Source organism: Oceanobacillus bengalensis (assembly GCF_003628445.1).
In the GTDB taxonomy this organism is placed as follows: domain Bacteria; phylum Bacillota; class Bacilli; order Bacillales; family Amphibacillaceae; genus Oceanobacillus; species Oceanobacillus bengalensis.
The window spans coordinates 12304-31128 of the sequence record NZ_RBZO01000039.1 but is presented as its reverse complement, the minus strand read 5'-3'; the positions used below and the strand labels follow the sequence as shown (position 1 = coordinate 31128).

Sequence of the window (18825 nt, the reverse complement as noted above, 5' to 3'; positions counted from 1 at the left end):
GCTTTGATTTAGCCAATAGAATAACCTCCCATTCGTATAATTTGATTCTACCAAATAAAAAACTAAACTGCGAAGTAAGAGCCGTACGCTCTCTTACTTACACAGTTTAGTTTACACTCCCAATTTTTCATGTGTATTGAATTAAAACAAACGTTTGAACTAATTATTGTTGTATATTAGATTAAAACAAACGTTTGAACTAATTCCTACTATGAAAAAAGCTACTAGGTTATCCCACCTAGTAGCTTTACTTATTAATCAATCATCGTCCATATCAATATCTACAACGATAACTTCTCCGGTATAAGCATCAAGTTCAATCTCTGCGTCTCCGTTATTATTTTCAATTTTTATTTCATATACAAGTGTACCGTCATCGTGATCAAGTTCAATTTCTTCAACATATCCTGGGAATTGTCCTAGTGCAATTTCCTTTGCTTTACTTTCTCCTATTACCGCCTTTTCTTTTGGCTTACTATTTGCCATTTTATCATCTTTATCGTCACTGTTCTCTGTAGTTTTTTCAGTTTTCTCCTCATGTTGCATATCTTCTACATTGGTATTTTCTTTTTCCTTCATTACTAAGTCAACTTTCTCTTGATTATTTTTCTTATCCTCTATATCTAGTAACTTTTGAATAGCAGATTTCTCATTTATCCTTAATATTTCACCTGTATTCCCATCTAGTGCTAACTCGTATTTTTTTCCATCCATTTTTAATTCGACTTCATATACTGGATTACTGGACCTGTTATCTAATTTCAATTCCGTAATCTCTCCTGGATACTGGTTTCCAACCTTCTCCTTAATATTTTCTACTGTTAAGTTAGGTCCAGCGTTCACTACTCCTGATTGTGAGAAAGCTAAACCCATAATTACCACTGTCGACATTGCACCCACTATCGCCAATACTTTTTTCTTCATCATCAATGCCCTCCTATTGGAAAACAAATATTATCAATCCTCATCATCTGTATCTACTTCTACTTTAAGGATTTCACCAGTTATAGCATCAATGTCAAATTCCGCTTCTTTATTGCCATCTCTAATTTCCACCTCATATATAAGTCGGTTATCGTCTTCATCAAGATTGATTTCTTTAACGGTTCCTGCAAACTCTGCTAATGCAATTTCCTTTACCTTTTCAATTTCTATAACGTTATCCTTTGAATCGGAAGTGTTTAATTCTTCATCATCAATGTCATCGTCTTCTTTTTGTCTTTCTTTCAATACTTCACCTGAGTTAGCATCCAAGTATAAATCGTATTCGATACCATTTGCTTTTACCTCTACCTCATAAACTTGTTTGTTTAACCCTTTTTCTAGTTCTAACTCTGTGATTTTTCCATCATACTGGTCTTTCACCATTTGCTCGATTTGATCAACATTCATTTTCGGCTCTTCCTGTGCTGCATCTGATTGATACACTCCAAATCCAATTACTGCTGCTCCTGTTAATGTTGCAATGACAATTCCCATTTTTTTATTCATGTTATTACCTCCTGTTTATTTGTTACTTTCATCATAGTCAGGAAAGATAAGAGTACCCTGTGAACAAGATTAGAATTTGATGAGAAAAGGATTAGTATTATAAAAGCATCTAAAAAGAGGCTGGGACATAAGAAATTTAGTAAAGAAAAATCCGAACTATAAGTTTAAGTCCTCCATTAAATTCAAATTAATGGAGGACTTTGTATAAATTGTTGATTTCTTTAATTCAGAGTTTTCCTAAATACACCGTTCCGGAAACACACTTCGCTTTCCACGGGCGGCTGATGAGCCTCCTTCGTGCTGACGCACTACGGTGTCTCATCTAGGCCTTTCCTCCCGTAGGAGTCTTCGTGTGTTTCCTCCACTAAGCTCCTGCTCTACTTGATTTCCACTAAAAAAACGATGCTTTTGGGAGGAAAAACTGCCCAGAACGTAATTTTATGTTCGATAGCTTTAATAACATCTAGAGCACTCAATATAGCGTAGGCAGAATGCGTAGACTCCTGCGGGAACAGCACGTGTCCGAAGACCCCACAGGAAGTGTTCTTCTTCCGAGGAGGGCTGAGGCCGTGCCCGCGGAAAGCGAAGCATTCTGCCGCAGCGAATTACAGCACATAGCATTAATAAGTGTAAGCGAGAGCTAAACAATACTGAATTAAGTTAGTCTACACTTTACATCAACTATGAATTAACATTCAATTGTAGAAAGTTAACATTCCGAGATTCCTATGCTATAATATTCGTCTTTTGATTGGAAGGTTTTCGTTTTGTCCCAGCCTCTTCCTCAGTCATCGTCCTCTTCATCATCTATTTCAATATCGATATCTACTACAATAATCTCAGCCGTATAAGCATCTATTTCTATTTCCGCTTCATCTTCTCCGTTTACGATGTTAATTTCATATATTTTCCGACCATCATCTTCATCGAGGTTCACTTCTTCAATCGTTCCCTGAAATTGTTCCAGAGCAATTTCCTTCACTTTATCTAAATTTATTATCGCATTTCCCTTATCTTCCTCTGCCAAATCAGTATTCGTGTTATCTTCTGCATTCGTATCTTCCAACGCATCATCTTCACTCTTCGCCATTTCATCCCCACCAGCAATTTCTTGCTTGAGATTCAAGATTTCCCCCGATTTTCCGTCCAATTTAATGACATATTCATTTTCACCGTTCTTAACGACAGCCTCATAGACCGAATCACTTGCGTTCTCACTTAATTGCAATGCAGTTATTTCACCAGGATATTGGCTTTGAATAATTTGACGGATGTCTTCTGTTGATAGTATTGTACTCTGAGAAGAGGCATTTAGTTTTATAAGACCTAGCCCAACAATCAATACGAAAACAACTAAAGCGACCCCAATACCTACTTTCTTTTTCAAAAGCCTTACCTCCTTCCTAGTCTTCAACAATTACTGGCAATTTCAATGTAAAGGTTGAACCTTCGCCTACTTCACTTCTAACAGTTAAATCACCCTGGTGCATCTCTGTAATACCTTTTGCTATCGCTAGACCAAGACCTGTACCGCCTGTGTCCCTACTTCTTGCCTTATCAACACGATAAAAGCGATCAAAAATTCGTGCTTGTTCCTCCTCAGAAATTCCATTACCATAATCTTCTACTTCCACAATTACCTCATTATTTAATTCTGTAATATAGACGTCCACTTTTCCATTACTATACTTTATTGCATTATCAATAAGAATATAGATTACTTGTTCAAGTTGATCCCTGTTTGCATATATATTTCGTGTTCCAACAGCATCAAAGACATTTACTTCTCTTCCATAAGCACCTTTAAATGTAGCAGCTGTATCTCGGGCAAGTGATGAGAGATTAACATTTTCCATTGAGACGGTTTCCTTATTTTTAGCTAAAGACAGCATTTGCTCAACAAGCTTCTTCATTCGATCTGCTTCAGAATCAATTGCTTCTATTGATTCATGAAGTAATTCTGGACGATCAACCCCTCTTCGCTTTAGAAGTTGTGCATAACCCTTAACAATTTGAATTGGTGTCTTTAATTCATGGGATGCATTAGATACAAACATTTCCTGTTTCTCATAATTCTCTTTCAAATAATCGATCATTTCATTAAATGTCATTTCCATTTCATATAGCTCATCTTTGGAACGATTCTCTACATCAATTGTCTTCCATTTTCCATGCTTCGTATTTTCCTTCATCGTTTCGATTAATTTTTTTATCGGACTAAGTAAAAAGCGACTTAACACAGACCCAGCAATTATCGTAGGAATAAGCATCACAAAAGATAAAACAACCAATACATAGAATAAGGTCTGCATCGTTTCATGTAACGGGATCAAGTGATTGGATACTTGCAATGTAACAATTTCACCGGCATTTGTACCCGAATTCCAAATAATTGGCTTCGTTACAACTGCAATGTCTGGATTATTTTTAACAGAAACAATGCTTTGGCTTTCCTTTGTTGAAAATTCTCCAGGCAGGTCATGGTACTCATATAAACGCATTTTCTCCTCGAGCATATTTCCATTTTCCTCAATGACGCGAATCATCCCGTCTGACGGTAAGTATGCTTTAATAAGTTCACCAGAGTTGGCTTCTGGATTTTCTTTTAGTAGATTAACTAAATCATCTGTTTGTACAGCTAATTGTTTCAGCTCACTATTTGCAGTCATATTATTAAATAGAAAATAAACGGACGTATTAACTAGCAATATTAATAAGAGCATAAACATGCTTGAAAAAGCCTGAATTTTTGTTTTTAACTTCATTTATTATGGTCCTTTATCGTATAGCCTACACCTCTTACGGTTTGAATGTATGCCTCATGATAACCTTTATCAATCTTTTGCCGTAAATAACGAATATAGACATCGACAACATTTGTTTCCCCGTAATAGTCATAGCCCCACACATTTTCAATGAGTTGTTCTCTCGTTAGTACAATGTTTTTGTTTTTTAACAAGCATACGAGTAGATCAAATTCACGAGGGGTAAGATCAATTTTTTTATCTGCCCGTTTCACTTCATGGCCATCCAAATCCACCATTAATTCTCCAACTGAGAGCCCCGCGGCCATTGCTTTATTTTGTTTCGGTTTCCTTAAATGTACTCGAATTCTGGCAAGTAATTCCTCAATTTGAAATGGCTTTGTTATATAATCGTCCGCACCTAAATCAAGTCCACTAACTTTATCATGAATCTCATCTCTAGCTGTTAATAGAATAATGGCTGTATGGTCATCTGTTCTTCTCACTCTGCGTAACACTTCAAGGCCGCTTAATTCTGGAATCATAATATCGAGTAATACGAGATCCCACTCCTTCTCCTTTATTAATCGTAAGGCATCTTTCCCATTATCAGCAATTTCAGTTTTATAGTTTTCATATTCAAGTTCAAGTTGTAATACCCTGCTTATTTTCTTCTCATCTTCTACAATTAGGATTTTTGCTTGACTCATTCATTCTCCTCTTTTCTCCCGAAGAATCAACTATTCTCTCACTTTAGCATAGATACAAGTATCTCTTAGTTTTATCCCACTAGTATCTAGGGAATCATGACGTAATATTCCTTCTAATGTATAGCCTAACCGTTCGGGAATAGCTCTACTTTTCTTGTTCTTTGTATCACAACGTATTTCGATGCGATTCGCACCTAAAGCATAAAGGGCATACATCGTAACACCTTCGATTGCTTCTGTCATATAGCCTTTTCCGCTATACCTCGTATCAATCCAATACCCAATTTCAAACTTCGGTACTTTCCAATTAATATTATGAAGGCCCGTTGAACCGATAAATTCACCCGTTTCTCGGTGGAAAATATGCAAACGCAAGTCATCTCTCTTTAAGAAATTAATATGCGCTTCCCTTACATTCCTTTCAACCGTTTCTAGTGGGTCTTCATTTCTCGCAAACTCCAACCATTCAATCAACTCATTTTTACTAGCTTGCATCGCCTGATATACAGCTTCTCCATCTCCAGGCAATGGAATTCGTATAAATAAACGTTCTGTATGAAATTCATGCGGGAAATCAATAAGTAATGGATCCTTCACAGAAACCCCTCCGATTATAAACTAATTTCTTTTCATTATACTAAGAAGTCGGTAAAATTACGATAAGCAGAAGATACTGATTTATTAATAATTTGAGCTCTTTCCGCGTAATTTATTGTTTTTTATAATTAGCAATTAATATAAAATGTGGACTACATGTACTTTAGAGAAGCCACTAACAAGATTCAGATATTACTTGCTCCAGAAAAAGTTTATCAAGATACAAATTCGGCTTTTATGCTTCGTTTTCATCTAAAGCACACAAGCCAAGACACATTTTCAACGTGCGGTATTACTTCACATTTTATATCAAATTCGAAGTATATTTTCAGTAGTTGAAAATATAACAATAATCTTTAAGATAACGGGTTTACTTATTATCTTCAGTAAGTAATTATAGTTTTCAACGCAAACAACGATAGGACTGCATTGCTTATATCACTGCGATATTGTTTGCGAATGGTTTGTTTGCACCTCTGATGTAAACCCGTTAATCTTTAAGAACAGTCTTTTTTATTACCTGCACTAAATGATTTAAATTTTAAAAAATGTATCAGAAAGGAGAACAGAGCATGTTAGCGCTTGACCATATTGTCATTGCCGCAAAAGCCCCCAAAACGTCTGCCATGGAGTTTAGTGAAAAGCATCACGTGATTGTAGTTGAAGGAGGAAAGCATAAAAACTGGGGTACGTACAATTATTTAGCTTATTTCGGAAATCAATGTTATATCGAATGGCTCGGTATTTACGATGAAGAAATCGCAAGGAAATCAGATAATCCATTAATTGAACAACTTGTCGATGCTTATGAGAAGAATTTCGAGGGTCCTATTCAATATGCACTACGTACCGAACAAATGGATGATTATCTAAATTATTTTAATGCACTCAACCTGTCCTATGTAGGACCAATTCCAGGTAGCAGAAATAAGCCTGATGGTACAGGGTTAAAATGGCGCATGCTATTTCCAAAAGCGAGCACACCCACTCCATTTCTAATTGAATGGGAGAAGGAGAAAAATCTTCCGAGCGATAAGAATCTAATTAATTCACAACTTATTCACACGATCTATTCTTCAAGCCTAGACGAGGATATCTTTAAATTACCTCTAGAAAATCACACAGCTAGATTAGAGAATGCATTACTGATTACAGGAAATATATTCGGTTTTCAAATAAAAAAAACGATCACTCTTCCTAAAAAATGATCGTTTTTCCCTTTATCCTAATTGTTGATGTAAGAACTCGGTAACAGATTCTGGTGTTTTTGTATATGCACTATGTTGGTGGGCTAGTTTTTCTCCGTTTTGGAAGATTAGGATGCTGGGTATACCCATTACCTCATATTCCTCAGCAATTCCATCTAATTCGTCACTATTTACTTCATACCATTCATAGTTTTTGAATTCTTCTAAGATCCCATCAATAAACATGTCCATTCGTTTACAGTCTGGACACCAATCCGCGAAGAATTTTACAATTACTGGTTGTTCACTTTGAATTACTTCATTAAATTTATCTCTTGTTTGAATATGTTCCATCGCAGTTCCTCCTCAATCTTTAACTTTCATCCTTGTATTCTACTCTACCTAAAATGTAAGCAACAAACAAGCCAATCGCAAATGTTGCTACACTTAAGAGAACCATCGTTGTACTTGTCGGCCATCCCGGGAATATAACAAATATAGACCCGATCACTAAACCAATAATAATAGCAAATGTTGCTGTGAAAAAGTTCTTTAAAAAGTATTCAATTATTCTGCTCATTACAAGAAAACCGAATGCAATTCCTAATCCTGTTACTGCAATAATATCAAGTTGTAGATTACTAATCGCTGATATAATGGTTGAATACACACCGATTAAAAGTAACATAAACGATCCACTAATTCCTGGAATAATCATCGCGCTACTTCCAATAAATCCAGAGAAGAAAAGCAGTACATAGGTTGAAGCCGTAATATCTTCTATGATGTCACCTTCCACTGGATTGAAAAATGCCATAGAAGCAACAATACCAATTCCTACGATTAAAAGTAGAATATGGTTTATTTTGAAGTTCTTTTTTGCTTCTGCCTTATGCAATAAGTATGGTAGAACTCCTAAAATTAAACCAAGAAAGAAAAACTGAGTCGGTCCTGGATAATGTTCAAATAACCATTCAATAACATTAGCTAATAAAAATATTGCTGTTACAATTCCAATCCCTAACGGAATAAGAAAGCCAATATGCCTTTTCCATTCCTTGCTTAAGATGCCGTTAATCGAAGCAATTAGTCGGTCATAAATACCAAGCAAAACAGCAATGGTTCCGCCACTTACACCTGGTATTACATCACTCGCACCCATAATGAGGCCACGATAAATATTTTTCCATTCCATTACCTAGTATTCTCCTTTATGTATCATCTTAGTTATTTTTCCACGCATAGCCTAATAATATCAAAAAACACTTGAAATATATAGAAAAAGTTCTATACTTAAGATAAGCTACTTTGCAATGCAAGGTAGCTTATAACAGAACAACTATATTGTTATACAAGGTAGATGAGGAAATGTCACAACGAAGTCAGCTATTAAAGGGCATTCTAGAAGGATGCATTTTATCGATTATTAAACAAGGTCCAACCTATGGATATGAGCTTTCCATGAAGTTACAAGAATTTGGCTTATCAGATGTTAGCGAAGGATCTATTTACCCGATATTACTTCGCCTCCAAAAGGAAAAACTGATAATTGGAGAAATGAAAAAGTCACCCACAGGACCAAAGCGAAAGTATTATCAATTAAGCCTTGCGGGAGATGATGCATTAGATGAATTTACCCATCACTGGAACGCGATAAAAGCCCCTGTTGACCGAATTATCGAAAGGAGTAACGATAAATGAATGCAAAGGAAATTATTAAACTCAATAATGAAAAGAGAAAACAGTTAACGGAAGAAAATGAATATTATTATAGCGATATGCTTGTTTATATACGTACTTGTGCAAATAAATCAGAACAACAGACGGAAGAGGTATTACTAGAATTACTTGAACACCTTCTAAAAGCGCAAGAACAAGGTAAGACAGCAAAAGATGTATTCGGTAAAGATCTCAGGGCATATTGTGATGAAGTGATTGAGGAAATACCTGGGGAAAGAACCTTAAAAAACGTTACATTCGGCATTTACCTCGTCGTAAATCTCATTTCGATTGTTATGCTTTCAGTTGGAATCATATCATACGCTATGCACACTCTGTTCGATTTGGGACCAAACGGTATCATATTTCCCCTAGGAACAGGGTTAGTCATTATACTAATAAGTTTAGCCAGTCTTTCCATTTGGGTTATTGCTATATTCAAGTGGATAAAGCACTCAACCTTTAAAGCGAAAAAGCCTAAAAAATGGACAGAATTTTTTAGGCTATGGCTTATGTGTGTGGTATTTATCGGAATAATCGTAGCTACATTTATACTAATGCCCGAATTTGGCATGCGTATTACGATTTCTTTTACAACCTTTATCATACTAGGGATCCTTCTCTATATTACAAGTATCCTGTTAAATAAGAAGTTTCGAATTACAAAATAACTAATGAAAACAAAGAAGCTAGGACATAACTAAAAACTTTCACACTAAAGAATGATTATGAAATGAGTAACTTTCTATAATCCGCAGTTGATATAAAATGTGTAGTAAGTGATATGATGATTTCTACTTCGGGGCATAGAAATGTGCTGAACGCCTAATTATGAGATTGAATGTTTACAATTTATATCAAATCCGAACTAATTAGGATTAGTTCGGATTTGATATAATATATTTTTTCCTAGTTTCTTTGTTTATTCCTCTGGAAACGCCAGCTCTGGTACCCACCTGGACATATGAGCTTTAATCTCCTGGTATATATTTTCTGCTCCAGACAATTCCGTATTTGTTAGTTGATACATGGGAACCACTTCATAATTAGAGAAGTACGGTGTAAAGGTAACATATGTTGGGATAAAAGATGGTGAATGAACCTCCACATCTACTTCCTCACCCTTACTTACTTTCTTAACAGAGAAATTAAATATTCCACCTATTCGCTGGTATAATTCCTGCTGATTAGATAAAAAGTTCCCTAGAGAATAAGCAACAAGTGTTTTATTCCCGTTCTCCCCTGTTACCCAATCGACTGGTTGTAATACATGTGGATGATGACCAATGACAACATGAACACCTTGATCAGCTGCATATTGTACGAGGTCCTTCTGTACTTCATTTGGCATTCGTTCATATTCATTACCAAAATGTAAACTTAAAACGATAACATCCGCTTCTTCCTTTGCCAATTGAATTTCCTTACCAATTTTCTCTTTATCAATGAGGTTTACCAGATAATCCTTCCCATCAGGAACAGGAATCCCGTTTGTTCCATACGTATAAGACAAGAAGGCTGTTGAAATGCCCTCCTCTGTTTCATATATTCGAAGATTTTCTCGATCCATTTGATCCTTATATGCACCTGCATACATCATATCAATGGTTTCCCAATGTTTTAATGCAGATTGAATAGCCGCTTCCCCACGGTCTAATGTATGGTTATTAGCAAGTGTCACAACATCAACGCCAACTTGTTTTAGCGCGTCTCCCACTTCTTGTGGACTATTAAAAGAAGGATAAGAGGATAATCCTAGCTCCACCCCACCGATCATTGTCTCCTGGTTTGCAATCGTAATGGTGGAACGGCTTAAGAAGTCTTTTACACGATCAAGCATCGGTGTAAAATCATACCCACTCTTACCCATAGCATCTTTAAAGACTGGACTATGGATTAAGATATCACCAATTGCAGAAAGTGTTATTTCCTGCTCATATGTCTGATGTTCTTTTGGCTCTAGGCTAACCTCTTTTAAAGGGGACTGTACACTACTTCTAATCACATCATCCTCAACTCCACAAGCTGTTAGAAATAACGTAATAAGAAATAGTAGAAATACCCTCCATCGTTTAACCCTATCCATAAAAAATCTCCTCTATCGTTTTCCCTTATCATACCATTAAACGAAAAATGTATTACAAAAAGTTACACTATTTCACTTGATTCGTCACCTAATTAATGAAACTTTTTCCATTATTCACCCGTATATATACTAGTTTGTAATATTGGAGGTTATAGTTGTGACAGAGGTTGCGATGGAGTTAGTAAACAGTACGAAGTCGATTGGTAAAAAGAAAATTATAAAAGGATTAACTTTTACCATTAATAGGGGAGAAGTATTTGGTTTTATTGGTCCAAACGGTGCAGGGAAAACAACAACCATAAGGATGATGGTTGGATTAATGAATCAAACAGATGGAGATATTAAAATTTCAGGTAAGAGCATAAAAAGTGACTTTAAAGGTGCCATTCGCGAAGTCGGTGCAATTGTTGAAAACCCTGAAATGTATCCATTTATGACTGGAAAACAAAATCTAGCACATTTCGCCCGTATGATTCCAGGTATAGATAAAGAACGGATAAGTGAAATTGTACAGTTAGTCGGGCTTGAAAAAGTAATGAATGAAAAGGTTGGAAAATATTCACTAGGTATGCGGCAAAGACTAGGGATTGCACAAGCTTTATTACATAAACCTTCTATCTTAATTCTAGACGAGCCGACAAATGGGCTTGATCCTGCTGGAATACGAGAAATCAGACAGTACATACGGAATCTTGCAACAAAGGAAAACGTTGCAGTTATTATTTCTAGTCATCTTTTATCAGAAATAGAATTAATGTGTGACAGGATTGGCATTATTAAAAATGGAGAACTAATAGCTATTCAAAACGTTAACGAGACTACAGATCAAGCAAATCTAAAACAAGTTGAACTTGAAATCACTCCAATTGATAAAGCTGCTGCCATTCTGAAAGAAAAGCATAACTTGGAAACAATTCAAACAGATTCAAGTCTTTCCCTTCAGTGTGAGAAGGAAAAGGTTCCTGAAATTATCCAGACATTGGTTGCACACAATATAGCTATTTATCAGGTTAGCGTTTCAAAAACGACACTCGAAGATAAATTCTTTGATTTGATTGGAGAGAATACAATTGGGTAATTTAATAAATTTAATTTACAATGAATTGTTTAAAATATATATACGCAAGTCCACATGGGCTATGTATATTATATTGGCAGGTTTGATTATTGGGGGAGCAGTTCTAACAAATTCCTTTGATAATACAAATGAAAGGTATGCAGGGGACAATTGGCGGGAAGTATTAGAAGAGGAAAATGCTGCGATTGAAGAAGAAATGGGTGCAGTCGCAGGCGACGGAAGCTACGTAAATTGGGAATATGAGAAGAATGACTTCTACTTAGAAAATGACATTCAACCAAGTTATACGACATGGGACTATTCATTTGAAAATACTGGATTACTTTCAATCGTTAGTTTATTCACAATAATAATTGGCGCTGGCATCGTTGCAAATGAATTTAGATGGGGTACGATTAAGCAATTATTAATTAGACCAATTTCACGGTCAAAAATTTTAGCATCTAAATATATAGCTGTGCTTATATTTGCTCTAGTTACTTCTGTGTTTTTGATCCTATTTTCCTGGATTATTGGTGCACTATTCTTCGGGGTGAATGGATTTGATTCTTCTATTGTACTGGAACAAAATGGCGAATACCTTCACGTTTCCGCTATCAATGAAATCCTTTCAAGTCTAGGATACGGATTCGTAAATCTTATCATGATGACAACCTTCGCATTTATGATTTCGACTGTTTTCCGCAATAGCTCGTTAGCAATAGGGACAGCAATATTCCTAATGATGGCTGGAAATACAATTGTAGCAATCTTTATGGAAAAGGAATGGGCAAAATACATCCTTTTTGCAAACACAGATTTAAGCCAGTATGCAAACGGAAAAGAACCGTTTATTGAAGGAATGAGTCTTGGTTTTTCAATAACTATGCTCATTATTTACTATGCTATTTTCCAATTTTTATCATGGTTTGTCTTTGCCAAAAGGGACGTTGCAGGACAATGATTACTTAGAAAAGCGCAAACTTTCTGTTATCGACGCACGAACTGGGCTGAACCATAGGAAATAAAGTTTCGCCGGGCGTTAGTACTAGACATCGCTTAGTAAATAATACTTCCTCTTGGCTAAGACAAGATAGAGGAAGTATTTTTTCATTATTATAATGTATTTTGTTATACTATAAATACTACCTTTAACATTTTTTATGACTATGAATATAAAAATAGTATTAACATCATTAATTCCTATTGGAGTGTTTTCCTTGAAACGCTATTTAACAATAATCTTTATCTTTTTAAGTGTTATTTTCATTATTTCCGGTATTCGTTTAGACTTATATTGGAGTGGTATTGCTGGCTGGGGATTAGCATTTGTTTGTCTTATCTTTGCAGCATATTATTCAAAATATATACCTAATGAAAGAAAAAGAAGAAAATCCAAGCTTTGACTTCACTTTTAGGGCCAAATCCCATTACCGAATGGAGGAAAAACATGATAAACTCAACTTCTACAGAAATAAATCCAAATGTTCGTTGCTTCAATGAATATGATTTGTTAAAGCAAGTTATCGTTGTTGCTCCAGATTTCATGTCAATAAAAGAGGTCATTAATACAACACAAAGACATTATTTAAAAGAAAACATCAACATAGATACGGCCCTTGAACAACACAATCAATTTGTACAAACTCTTGAGTCTGAAGGGGCAAAAGTCATTAAACTTAAAGCCAAGGAAAACTTGAATGAACAAGTATTCACAAGAGACATTGGCTTTACGATCGGAAATCAACTTTTCCTCGCTTCTATGAAGAAGGATATTCGTAAGCCCGAAACAGACGTACTTGTGGATTGGTTAGACAAACAGCAAATTGCATACAACAAGATAGAAACCTTTCCCATTGAAGGTGGAGATGTAATTATTGATCATGATAAAGTGTGGGTCGGTGTTAGTAGTAGAACATCATTAGATGCAATACGTATCCTTCAAGATAACTTACCTGACTTTACCGTTCATGCCATCCCATTCAGGGAGGATATCCTTCACCTAGATTGTGTCTTTAATATTATTAGTAATGACACTGCAATAATTTACTCGCCAGGTGTTGACCAAGATGCACTTAAAGTCTTGAAAGAACATTATCATTTAATAGAAGTTACAGAAGAAGAACAATTTAATTTAGGGACAAATGTACTCTCAATAGGTAATAAACGTATGATTGCCCTTCCTGAAAACAAACGTTTGAATGAAGAGATTAGAAAGCAAGGATTCCATGTTATTGAAGTAGCATTTTCAGAGATCATTAAATCTGGTGGAAGTTTCCGTTGCTGCTCCCTACCATTAGTAAGAGAATAATGAATGAAAAAATCACCCAGGTTATAAAAACATGGGTGATTTTATTTCAATTAACTTTTCACTCTTCTTGCAAAGTCTACGAAGCGAAACTTATCTGGCCTGTGCCTCGACTCGGTATATTGAAATAAACTTGTGTCCTCTAGATACACATGACTTCGTATTACAACAACACTGGAAAACCCGACTAAGTCCAACAAGGCTTTATCTTCCTCCGTTGCTTCTTCAACCACGATTTCCTTTTGAGCAAAGCCAATAACCATTCCTAATTCATCTTCAATATGTTGATAAATGGAATGCTTACATATATCTTCTGAAAGTAACGGTACCTTACTCTCGATAAAATAATCTTTGTCTAAAATAATCTTTTCACCTGAGATTTCACGGATACGTGTTACATGCCATATTTTATCCTCATTCGATACATCTAATGTTTCCTGTATGTCTTCTCCATTGGTATAACCAAGGTTCTCAACAATTGTATTACTGGAAAACCCTAACCTGCCAGCTAACTCATGATAGCTAACAATTCCAGAAACGGGGAATGAAAATTTGTGAATATCAATAACAACAGACCCTTTCCCACGGATCTTTTGAATGTAACCATGATGCGCAAGTAAATTTAATGCCTTTCGAATCGTCTCTCGTGATGTTTGATACATCTGCGCCAATTCATTTTCTGAAGGAAGCAGCGTAGATTTAGGCCAAACGTTTGTTTGAATTTTTTTCACGAGTTCATGATAAATCTTTAAGTATTTCTTTCTTACTGTCATACAAACATACCTCTTTAGCTTACATAATAAACAATTGATTCGTACGGTCTTAAAACCACTCTTTCACTTAGTAATGGTGCATCAGGATAGTTAGAAAGGAGAACTTCCGCAGTTAATGGCGGTAACGAAACTTCAATATCCTCACCATAAAAGTTGTTAACAACAATTAACTTTTCGTTATTATAATTACGCTCAAATGCAAAGACTGCTTGGTCATTTTCTAACAGCATTCGATAATCTCCATAAGTAATAATATCATACTTTTTACGCAAATCACTTAACTTTTTATAATAATGATAAATTGAGTTTTCATCCTCTACCGCTTTCTCCGCGTTTACCACTTGATAATTGTCTGCAACATTAATCCAAGGAGTCCCATTTGTAAATCCAGCATGCTTGCTATTCGACCATTGCATTGGCGTCCTAGCATTATCTCTTGATTTCTGCTTAAGAATATCTATTATTTCTTGTTCAGATTTCCCTTCACTTACAAGCATTTTATATGCATTAAGAGATTCAACATCTCTATATTCGTCAAGGCTATCAAAGTTTGGATTTGTCATCCCAAATTCCTCCCCTTGATAAATATACGGGGTCCCTTGCATCATATGGATGGTAGTTGCGAGCATTTTTGCAGACTCATTATGGTATTCCTTATCATCTCCAAAGCGGGAGATGGCACGGGGTTGATCATGATTAGACCAGAATAATGCATTCCAACCGCCCCCCTCATGCATTCCTACCTGCCAATCGGAAAGGATCTCCTTCAATTTGATAAAATCAAATGGGGCCTTTGTCCATTTCTCTCCATTTGTATAATCCACTTTTAAATGATGGAATTGAAATGTCATATCGAGTTCTTTTCTTTCAGGATTTGTATATAACACACAGTTCTCAAGTGTCGTTGATGACATTTCACCAACTGTCATCATGTTATACGGAGAAAATGCTGACTGATTAATCTCATGTAGGTATTCATGTACTCTAGGACCATCCGTGTAGAATTTACGTCCATCCCCAGAATCATCATTGGGAAAGTCCTGATTTTTAGAGATTAAGTTAATGACGTCAAGGCGAAAACCATCTATACCCTTTTCAGCCCAAAAACGAATCATTTCTACTAATTGTTTTCTTACCTTTTCATTTTCCCAGTTCAAATCAGCTTGGGTCGTGTCAAATAAATGTAGATAGTATTGCCCTGACCCCTCATCAAGCTTCCATGCAGACCCACCGAACTTGGATTCCCAATTATTAGGAGCTTTCCCGTCAACTGGATCCTTCCAGATATAGTAATCACGATATTCATTATCAATTGATGATGATGCTTGTTTAAACCATTCATGTTCTGTCGATGTATGATTGATGACTAAATCCATGATTAATTTCATCTCACGCTTATGTGTCTCTTCTAACAGTTCTTCAAAATCTGCCATTGTCCCATAAGTTGGTTCAATGGAGAAATAATCACTAATATCGTAGCCATTATCATTTTGTGGAGACTTATACACAGGTGTCAACCAAATAACGTCGACACCTAGATTTTTGATATAGTCTAACTTTTCTATAATACCTCGAATATCACCTATCCCATTTCCCGTTGTATCGTTAAAGCTTTTCGGATAAATTTGATAAACGACTGCTTTCTTCCACCATGCTTCATTCATTGATACGTTAAACTCCTTTGCCTGAAGGTTATTATATTAGGCTATTTTCTGGATTGTTGGTTTTTCCAAGATATAAACTGCAACTCAAAAGAAATATAATCCTACATACTACATAAGTGCACGTTGATTTCCGCTCCGGGCAGTACGCTTTCCGCGGGCACGGCCTCAGCCCCCTCAGAAGCAAAGAACGCTTCTTCCGTGTCTTCGGACTCGTGCTTTTCCCGCAGGAGTCGACTGCCCTCCGCTACAATCAACCATCATGTTAGCAGTAATCTCAACAATGAGTTGAATAGCACAATCCTAGTGGAGGCAATACACGTAGACTCCTTGAAAAAGGAGATCACTTTTTCTGCGTGCGAAGCAAAAGCTGACGTAGCCTTCCCTGTCCTGTGGGAGGAAAGGCATCGATGAGACTACGTAGTGCGTAGCACGGTGGAGGCTCACCAGCCGCCCACGAAAAGCGAAGTGTATTGCCGGAACGGTGGGAACATGCATTATCTTAAAATTACGGTGCATTATCCTTACTAGCGAATTTTACGTTTTGCAATAATAAAAGTAATAATAAACGGAACAACAATAACGATTAGCATCCCGAGGATAAACGATAGCATGCTCTCAGAAATCGAAAGTGGTGCTGGAATTCCACCAACGCCGATAGAAGAGGCTTGAACATGCTGCATTGTTATGAATGCCCCAGCAATAGCTGTCCCTACAATTGCTGCGTAGAATGGATATCTGTACCTAAGGTTCACACCAAACATTGCTGGTTCTGTCACTCCTAAGTATGCTGATAACCCAGATGTTCCAGCCAGCCCTTTTAATTTCTCATCTTTTGCGGCTAGCATAATTGCAAATACTGCTGAACCTTGAGCAATGTTTGATAAGGCAACAATTGGCCATAGAAAAGTTGTGCCAGTACTTCCAATTAATTGTAAATCCACTGCTAGGAACGTATGATGCATCCCTGTAATTACAAGTGGCGCATAAAGGGCTCCATATAATAAACCACCAATTAACGGAGCTGCTTCAAATACGGTTACAATACCATCTGTGATCCAAGTACCTAGTGTATATGTGATTGGGCCAATAAAAATAAATGCAAGTAAACCAGTAACTAATAATGCAATAGGTGCAACAACTAATAATTGCAAGGAGTCATGCACACGTTTTTTAAGCCAAATTTCTATTTGTGCAAGTACCCATGATGCTACCAATACTGGTAAGACTTGCCCTTGATAGCCTAATTGATCAATTTGTAAGCCAAAGAAATTCCATGTTGGAGCATTTCCTTCTGCTTGTAATAGAGCAAAGTCACCTGCAGGGGTAAGTGCAGGATGAACAAGAATTAACCCTAAAACAATACCAAGTAATGGACTCCCTCCAAAACGTTTCACTGCAGACCATCCAATGAGTGCTGGTAAGAAAGTAAATGCAGTATTAGCAATAATATTAATCATGTCAGCTATACCAGCGACAGATGGATACAATTCAATAATCGATTCATCTGTAAAAATTGGGTTTACTAAGATATTATTGATACCTAATAATAAACCGGCAGTAACAATTGCAGGTAGAATAGGAATAAAGATATCTGCTAATGTTTTAATGCCTCGTTGCAAGGCATTTTGATGATTTTTAGCACCTGCAGCCTTTACATCTTCTTTTGTTGCTTCAGATATTCCTGTTTCTTTCACCATTGCTTGGTATACTTTATCAACTGTTCCTTGACCAATGATGACTTGGAATTGTCCATTCGTAGAAAAGGATCCTTTTACAATATCAAGGTTTTCTAACTTTTCCTTATCTACTTTATCTTCATCCGTTAAGGCAAATCGAAGCCTTGTTACACAATGAGTTGCAACATCAATATTGTCTGCCCCCCCCATAGCGGCAACTATATCCTTCGCTTCTTGACTATATTGCATCTGACTTGATTTTTGTTGGGGTTTCGATTGTTCGGTTTGTTCGTTAGTCACAGATCTTCCACTTACTTCAAATAATAAAGATTTCTCTGCTACAGCTATATTTTCCTGTAATTTATGTCTTATCTCGAATTCATTGCCATTTGTAACGATGATCGGTGTAATATGACTTGAGGCATTTTCTTTTATAAAGTCTAAATCAAATGTTACTAGCGTATCGCCCGGCTTTACCTGATCTCCTTGTTTAACATGAACATCAAAGCCTTTCCCATCTAAAGAAACTGTTTCCAATCCAATGTGAATGAGGAGCTCTACTCCAGACTTTCCTTTTAGACCTATTGCGTGTTTTGTCCCTGCAACAAGCATTACTTCACCAGCTAATGGAGACAATACCTTCCCATCTGTTGGTTCGATCGCTATTCCATCACCCATTAACTTTTGTGAAAAAGTTGGGTCAGGAACATTTTCTAAGCTTTTTACTTTACCACTGAGTGGCGCATAAATCTTCTCTGTATCTGCCATTGGTTAATCCTCCCTTGAGGTTCTCTATATTCAACTTGTATATAC

At 36.3% G+C, this 18825-nt stretch carries 19 protein-coding genes; 7 read left to right on the top strand and 12 right to left on the bottom strand.

What is annotated here, in order from left to right:
• Positions 1-258: 258 nt before the first annotated feature.
• The 6 genes from D8M05_RS17805 to D8M05_RS17780 all read right to left on the bottom strand — a co-directional run bounded on the left by D8M05_RS17805 (position 259) and on the right by D8M05_RS17780 (position 5542).
• Positions 259-927 carry a PepSY domain-containing protein gene (locus D8M05_RS17805; RefSeq protein ID WP_121134246.1) on the bottom strand — a complete coding sequence of 223 codons (669 nt, stop codon included), beginning with the start codon at positions 925-927 and terminating at the stop codon, positions 259-261.
• A 30-nt stretch (positions 928-957) separates the two neighbouring features.
• Positions 958-1491 carry a PepSY domain-containing protein gene (locus tag D8M05_RS17800; RefSeq protein WP_121134244.1) on the bottom strand — a complete coding sequence of 178 codons (534 nt, stop codon included), beginning with the start codon at positions 1489-1491 and terminating at the stop codon, positions 958-960.
• Positions 1492-2275: 784 nt separating this feature from the next.
• On the bottom strand, positions 2276-2878 hold the full coding sequence (locus D8M05_RS17795; RefSeq protein WP_183072854.1) for a PepSY domain-containing protein: 603 nt from the start codon (positions 2876-2878) through the stop codon (positions 2276-2278).
• Positions 2879-2894: 16 nt separating this feature from the next.
• Positions 2895-4256, bottom strand: a complete 1362-nt coding sequence (locus tag D8M05_RS17790) for a HAMP domain-containing sensor histidine kinase (protein ID WP_121134240.1) — start codon at positions 4254-4256, stop codon at positions 2895-2897.
• Positions 4253-4945 (bottom strand): response regulator transcription factor, encoded by a 693-nt coding sequence (locus tag D8M05_RS17785; protein ID WP_121134238.1) that lies wholly within the window; start codon positions 4943-4945, stop codon positions 4253-4255. The genes D8M05_RS17790 and D8M05_RS17785 overlap by 4 nt, the downstream gene beginning before the upstream one ends.
• 30 nt (positions 4946-4975) lie before the next feature.
• Positions 4976-5542, bottom strand: a complete 567-nt coding sequence (locus tag D8M05_RS17780; protein WP_121134236.1) for a GNAT family N-acetyltransferase — start codon at positions 5540-5542, stop codon at positions 4976-4978.
• Positions 5543-6114: 572 nt separating this feature from the next.
• Here D8M05_RS17780 and D8M05_RS17775 point away from each other — a divergent pair.
• Complete coding sequence (locus tag D8M05_RS17775; protein WP_183072853.1) at positions 6115-6750, top strand: VOC family protein; 636 nt, start codon at positions 6115-6117, stop codon at positions 6748-6750.
• A 12-nt stretch (positions 6751-6762) separates the two neighbouring features.
• Here the strand turns inward: D8M05_RS17775 and D8M05_RS17770 are convergent, their stop codons facing one another.
• Together D8M05_RS17770 and D8M05_RS17765 are read right to left on the bottom strand one after the other, a co-directional pair.
• On the bottom strand, positions 6763-7083 hold the full coding sequence (locus D8M05_RS17770) for a thioredoxin family protein (RefSeq protein ID WP_121134232.1): 321 nt from the start codon (positions 7081-7083) through the stop codon (positions 6763-6765).
• A gap of 19 nt (positions 7084-7102) precedes the next feature.
• Positions 7103-7924, bottom strand: a complete 822-nt coding sequence (locus D8M05_RS17765; RefSeq protein WP_121134230.1) for a DUF368 domain-containing protein — start codon at positions 7922-7924, stop codon at positions 7103-7105.
• 173 nt (positions 7925-8097) lie between these two features.
• Here D8M05_RS17765 and D8M05_RS17760 point away from each other — a divergent pair, with 173 nt between their 5' ends.
• Positions 8098-8430, top strand: a complete 333-nt coding sequence (locus tag D8M05_RS17760) for a PadR family transcriptional regulator (protein WP_121134228.1) — start codon at positions 8098-8100, stop codon at positions 8428-8430.
• Positions 8427-9119 (top strand): DUF1129 family protein, encoded by a 693-nt coding sequence (locus tag D8M05_RS17755; protein ID WP_121134226.1) that lies wholly within the window; start codon positions 8427-8429, stop codon positions 9117-9119. The genes D8M05_RS17760 and D8M05_RS17755 overlap by 4 nt, the downstream gene beginning before the upstream one ends.
• Before the next feature lie 251 nt (positions 9120-9370).
• Here D8M05_RS17755 and D8M05_RS17750 read toward each other — a convergent pair whose 3' ends face one another.
• Positions 9371-10534, bottom strand: coding sequence for a CapA family protein (locus tag D8M05_RS17750; protein WP_121134224.1), 1164 nt, complete (start codon positions 10532-10534; stop codon positions 9371-9373).
• 157 nt (positions 10535-10691) lie between these two features.
• Between D8M05_RS17750 and D8M05_RS17745 the strand changes: the two genes are divergently transcribed.
• From D8M05_RS17745 to D8M05_RS17730, 4 genes are all read left to right on the top strand, one after another.
• On the top strand, positions 10692-11612 hold the full coding sequence (locus tag D8M05_RS17745; protein WP_121134222.1) for an ABC transporter ATP-binding protein: 921 nt from the start codon (positions 10692-10694) through the stop codon (positions 11610-11612).
• The gene (locus tag D8M05_RS17740) at positions 11605-12555 is read left to right on the top strand and encodes an ABC transporter permease (RefSeq protein ID WP_121134220.1); all 951 of its coding nucleotides are present in this window, start codon (positions 11605-11607) and stop codon (positions 12553-12555) included. The genes D8M05_RS17745 and D8M05_RS17740 overlap by 8 nt, the downstream gene beginning before the upstream one ends.
• 256 nt (positions 12556-12811) lie before the next feature.
• Positions 12812-12997 carry a hypothetical protein gene (locus D8M05_RS17735; RefSeq protein WP_121134218.1) on the top strand — a complete coding sequence of 62 codons (186 nt, stop codon included), beginning with the start codon at positions 12812-12814 and terminating at the stop codon, positions 12995-12997.
• A 44-nt stretch (positions 12998-13041) separates the two neighbouring features.
• Positions 13042-13902: a dimethylarginine dimethylaminohydrolase family protein gene (locus D8M05_RS17730; RefSeq protein ID WP_121134216.1), complete on the top strand. Its 861-nt coding sequence runs from the start codon at positions 13042-13044 to the stop codon at positions 13900-13902.
• A 50-nt stretch (positions 13903-13952) separates the two neighbouring features.
• Here the strand turns inward: D8M05_RS17730 and treR are convergent, their stop codons facing one another.
• The 3 genes from treR to treP all read right to left on the bottom strand — a co-directional run bounded on the left by treR (position 13953) and on the right by treP (position 18780).
• Entirely contained in the window at positions 13953-14672 is a 720-nt protein-coding gene (gene treR, locus D8M05_RS17725; RefSeq protein WP_121134214.1) for a trehalose operon repressor, read from the bottom strand.
• A 14-nt stretch (positions 14673-14686) separates the two neighbouring features.
• Positions 14687-16336 (bottom strand): alpha,alpha-phosphotrehalase, encoded by a 1650-nt coding sequence (gene treC / locus D8M05_RS17720; protein ID WP_121134213.1) that lies wholly within the window; start codon positions 16334-16336, stop codon positions 14687-14689.
• Between the two features lie 524 nt (positions 16337-16860).
• Positions 16861-18780 (bottom strand): PTS system trehalose-specific EIIBC component, encoded by a 1920-nt coding sequence (treP, locus tag D8M05_RS17715; protein ID WP_121134211.1) that lies wholly within the window; start codon positions 18778-18780, stop codon positions 16861-16863.
• Positions 18781-18825: the final 45 nt, after the last annotated feature.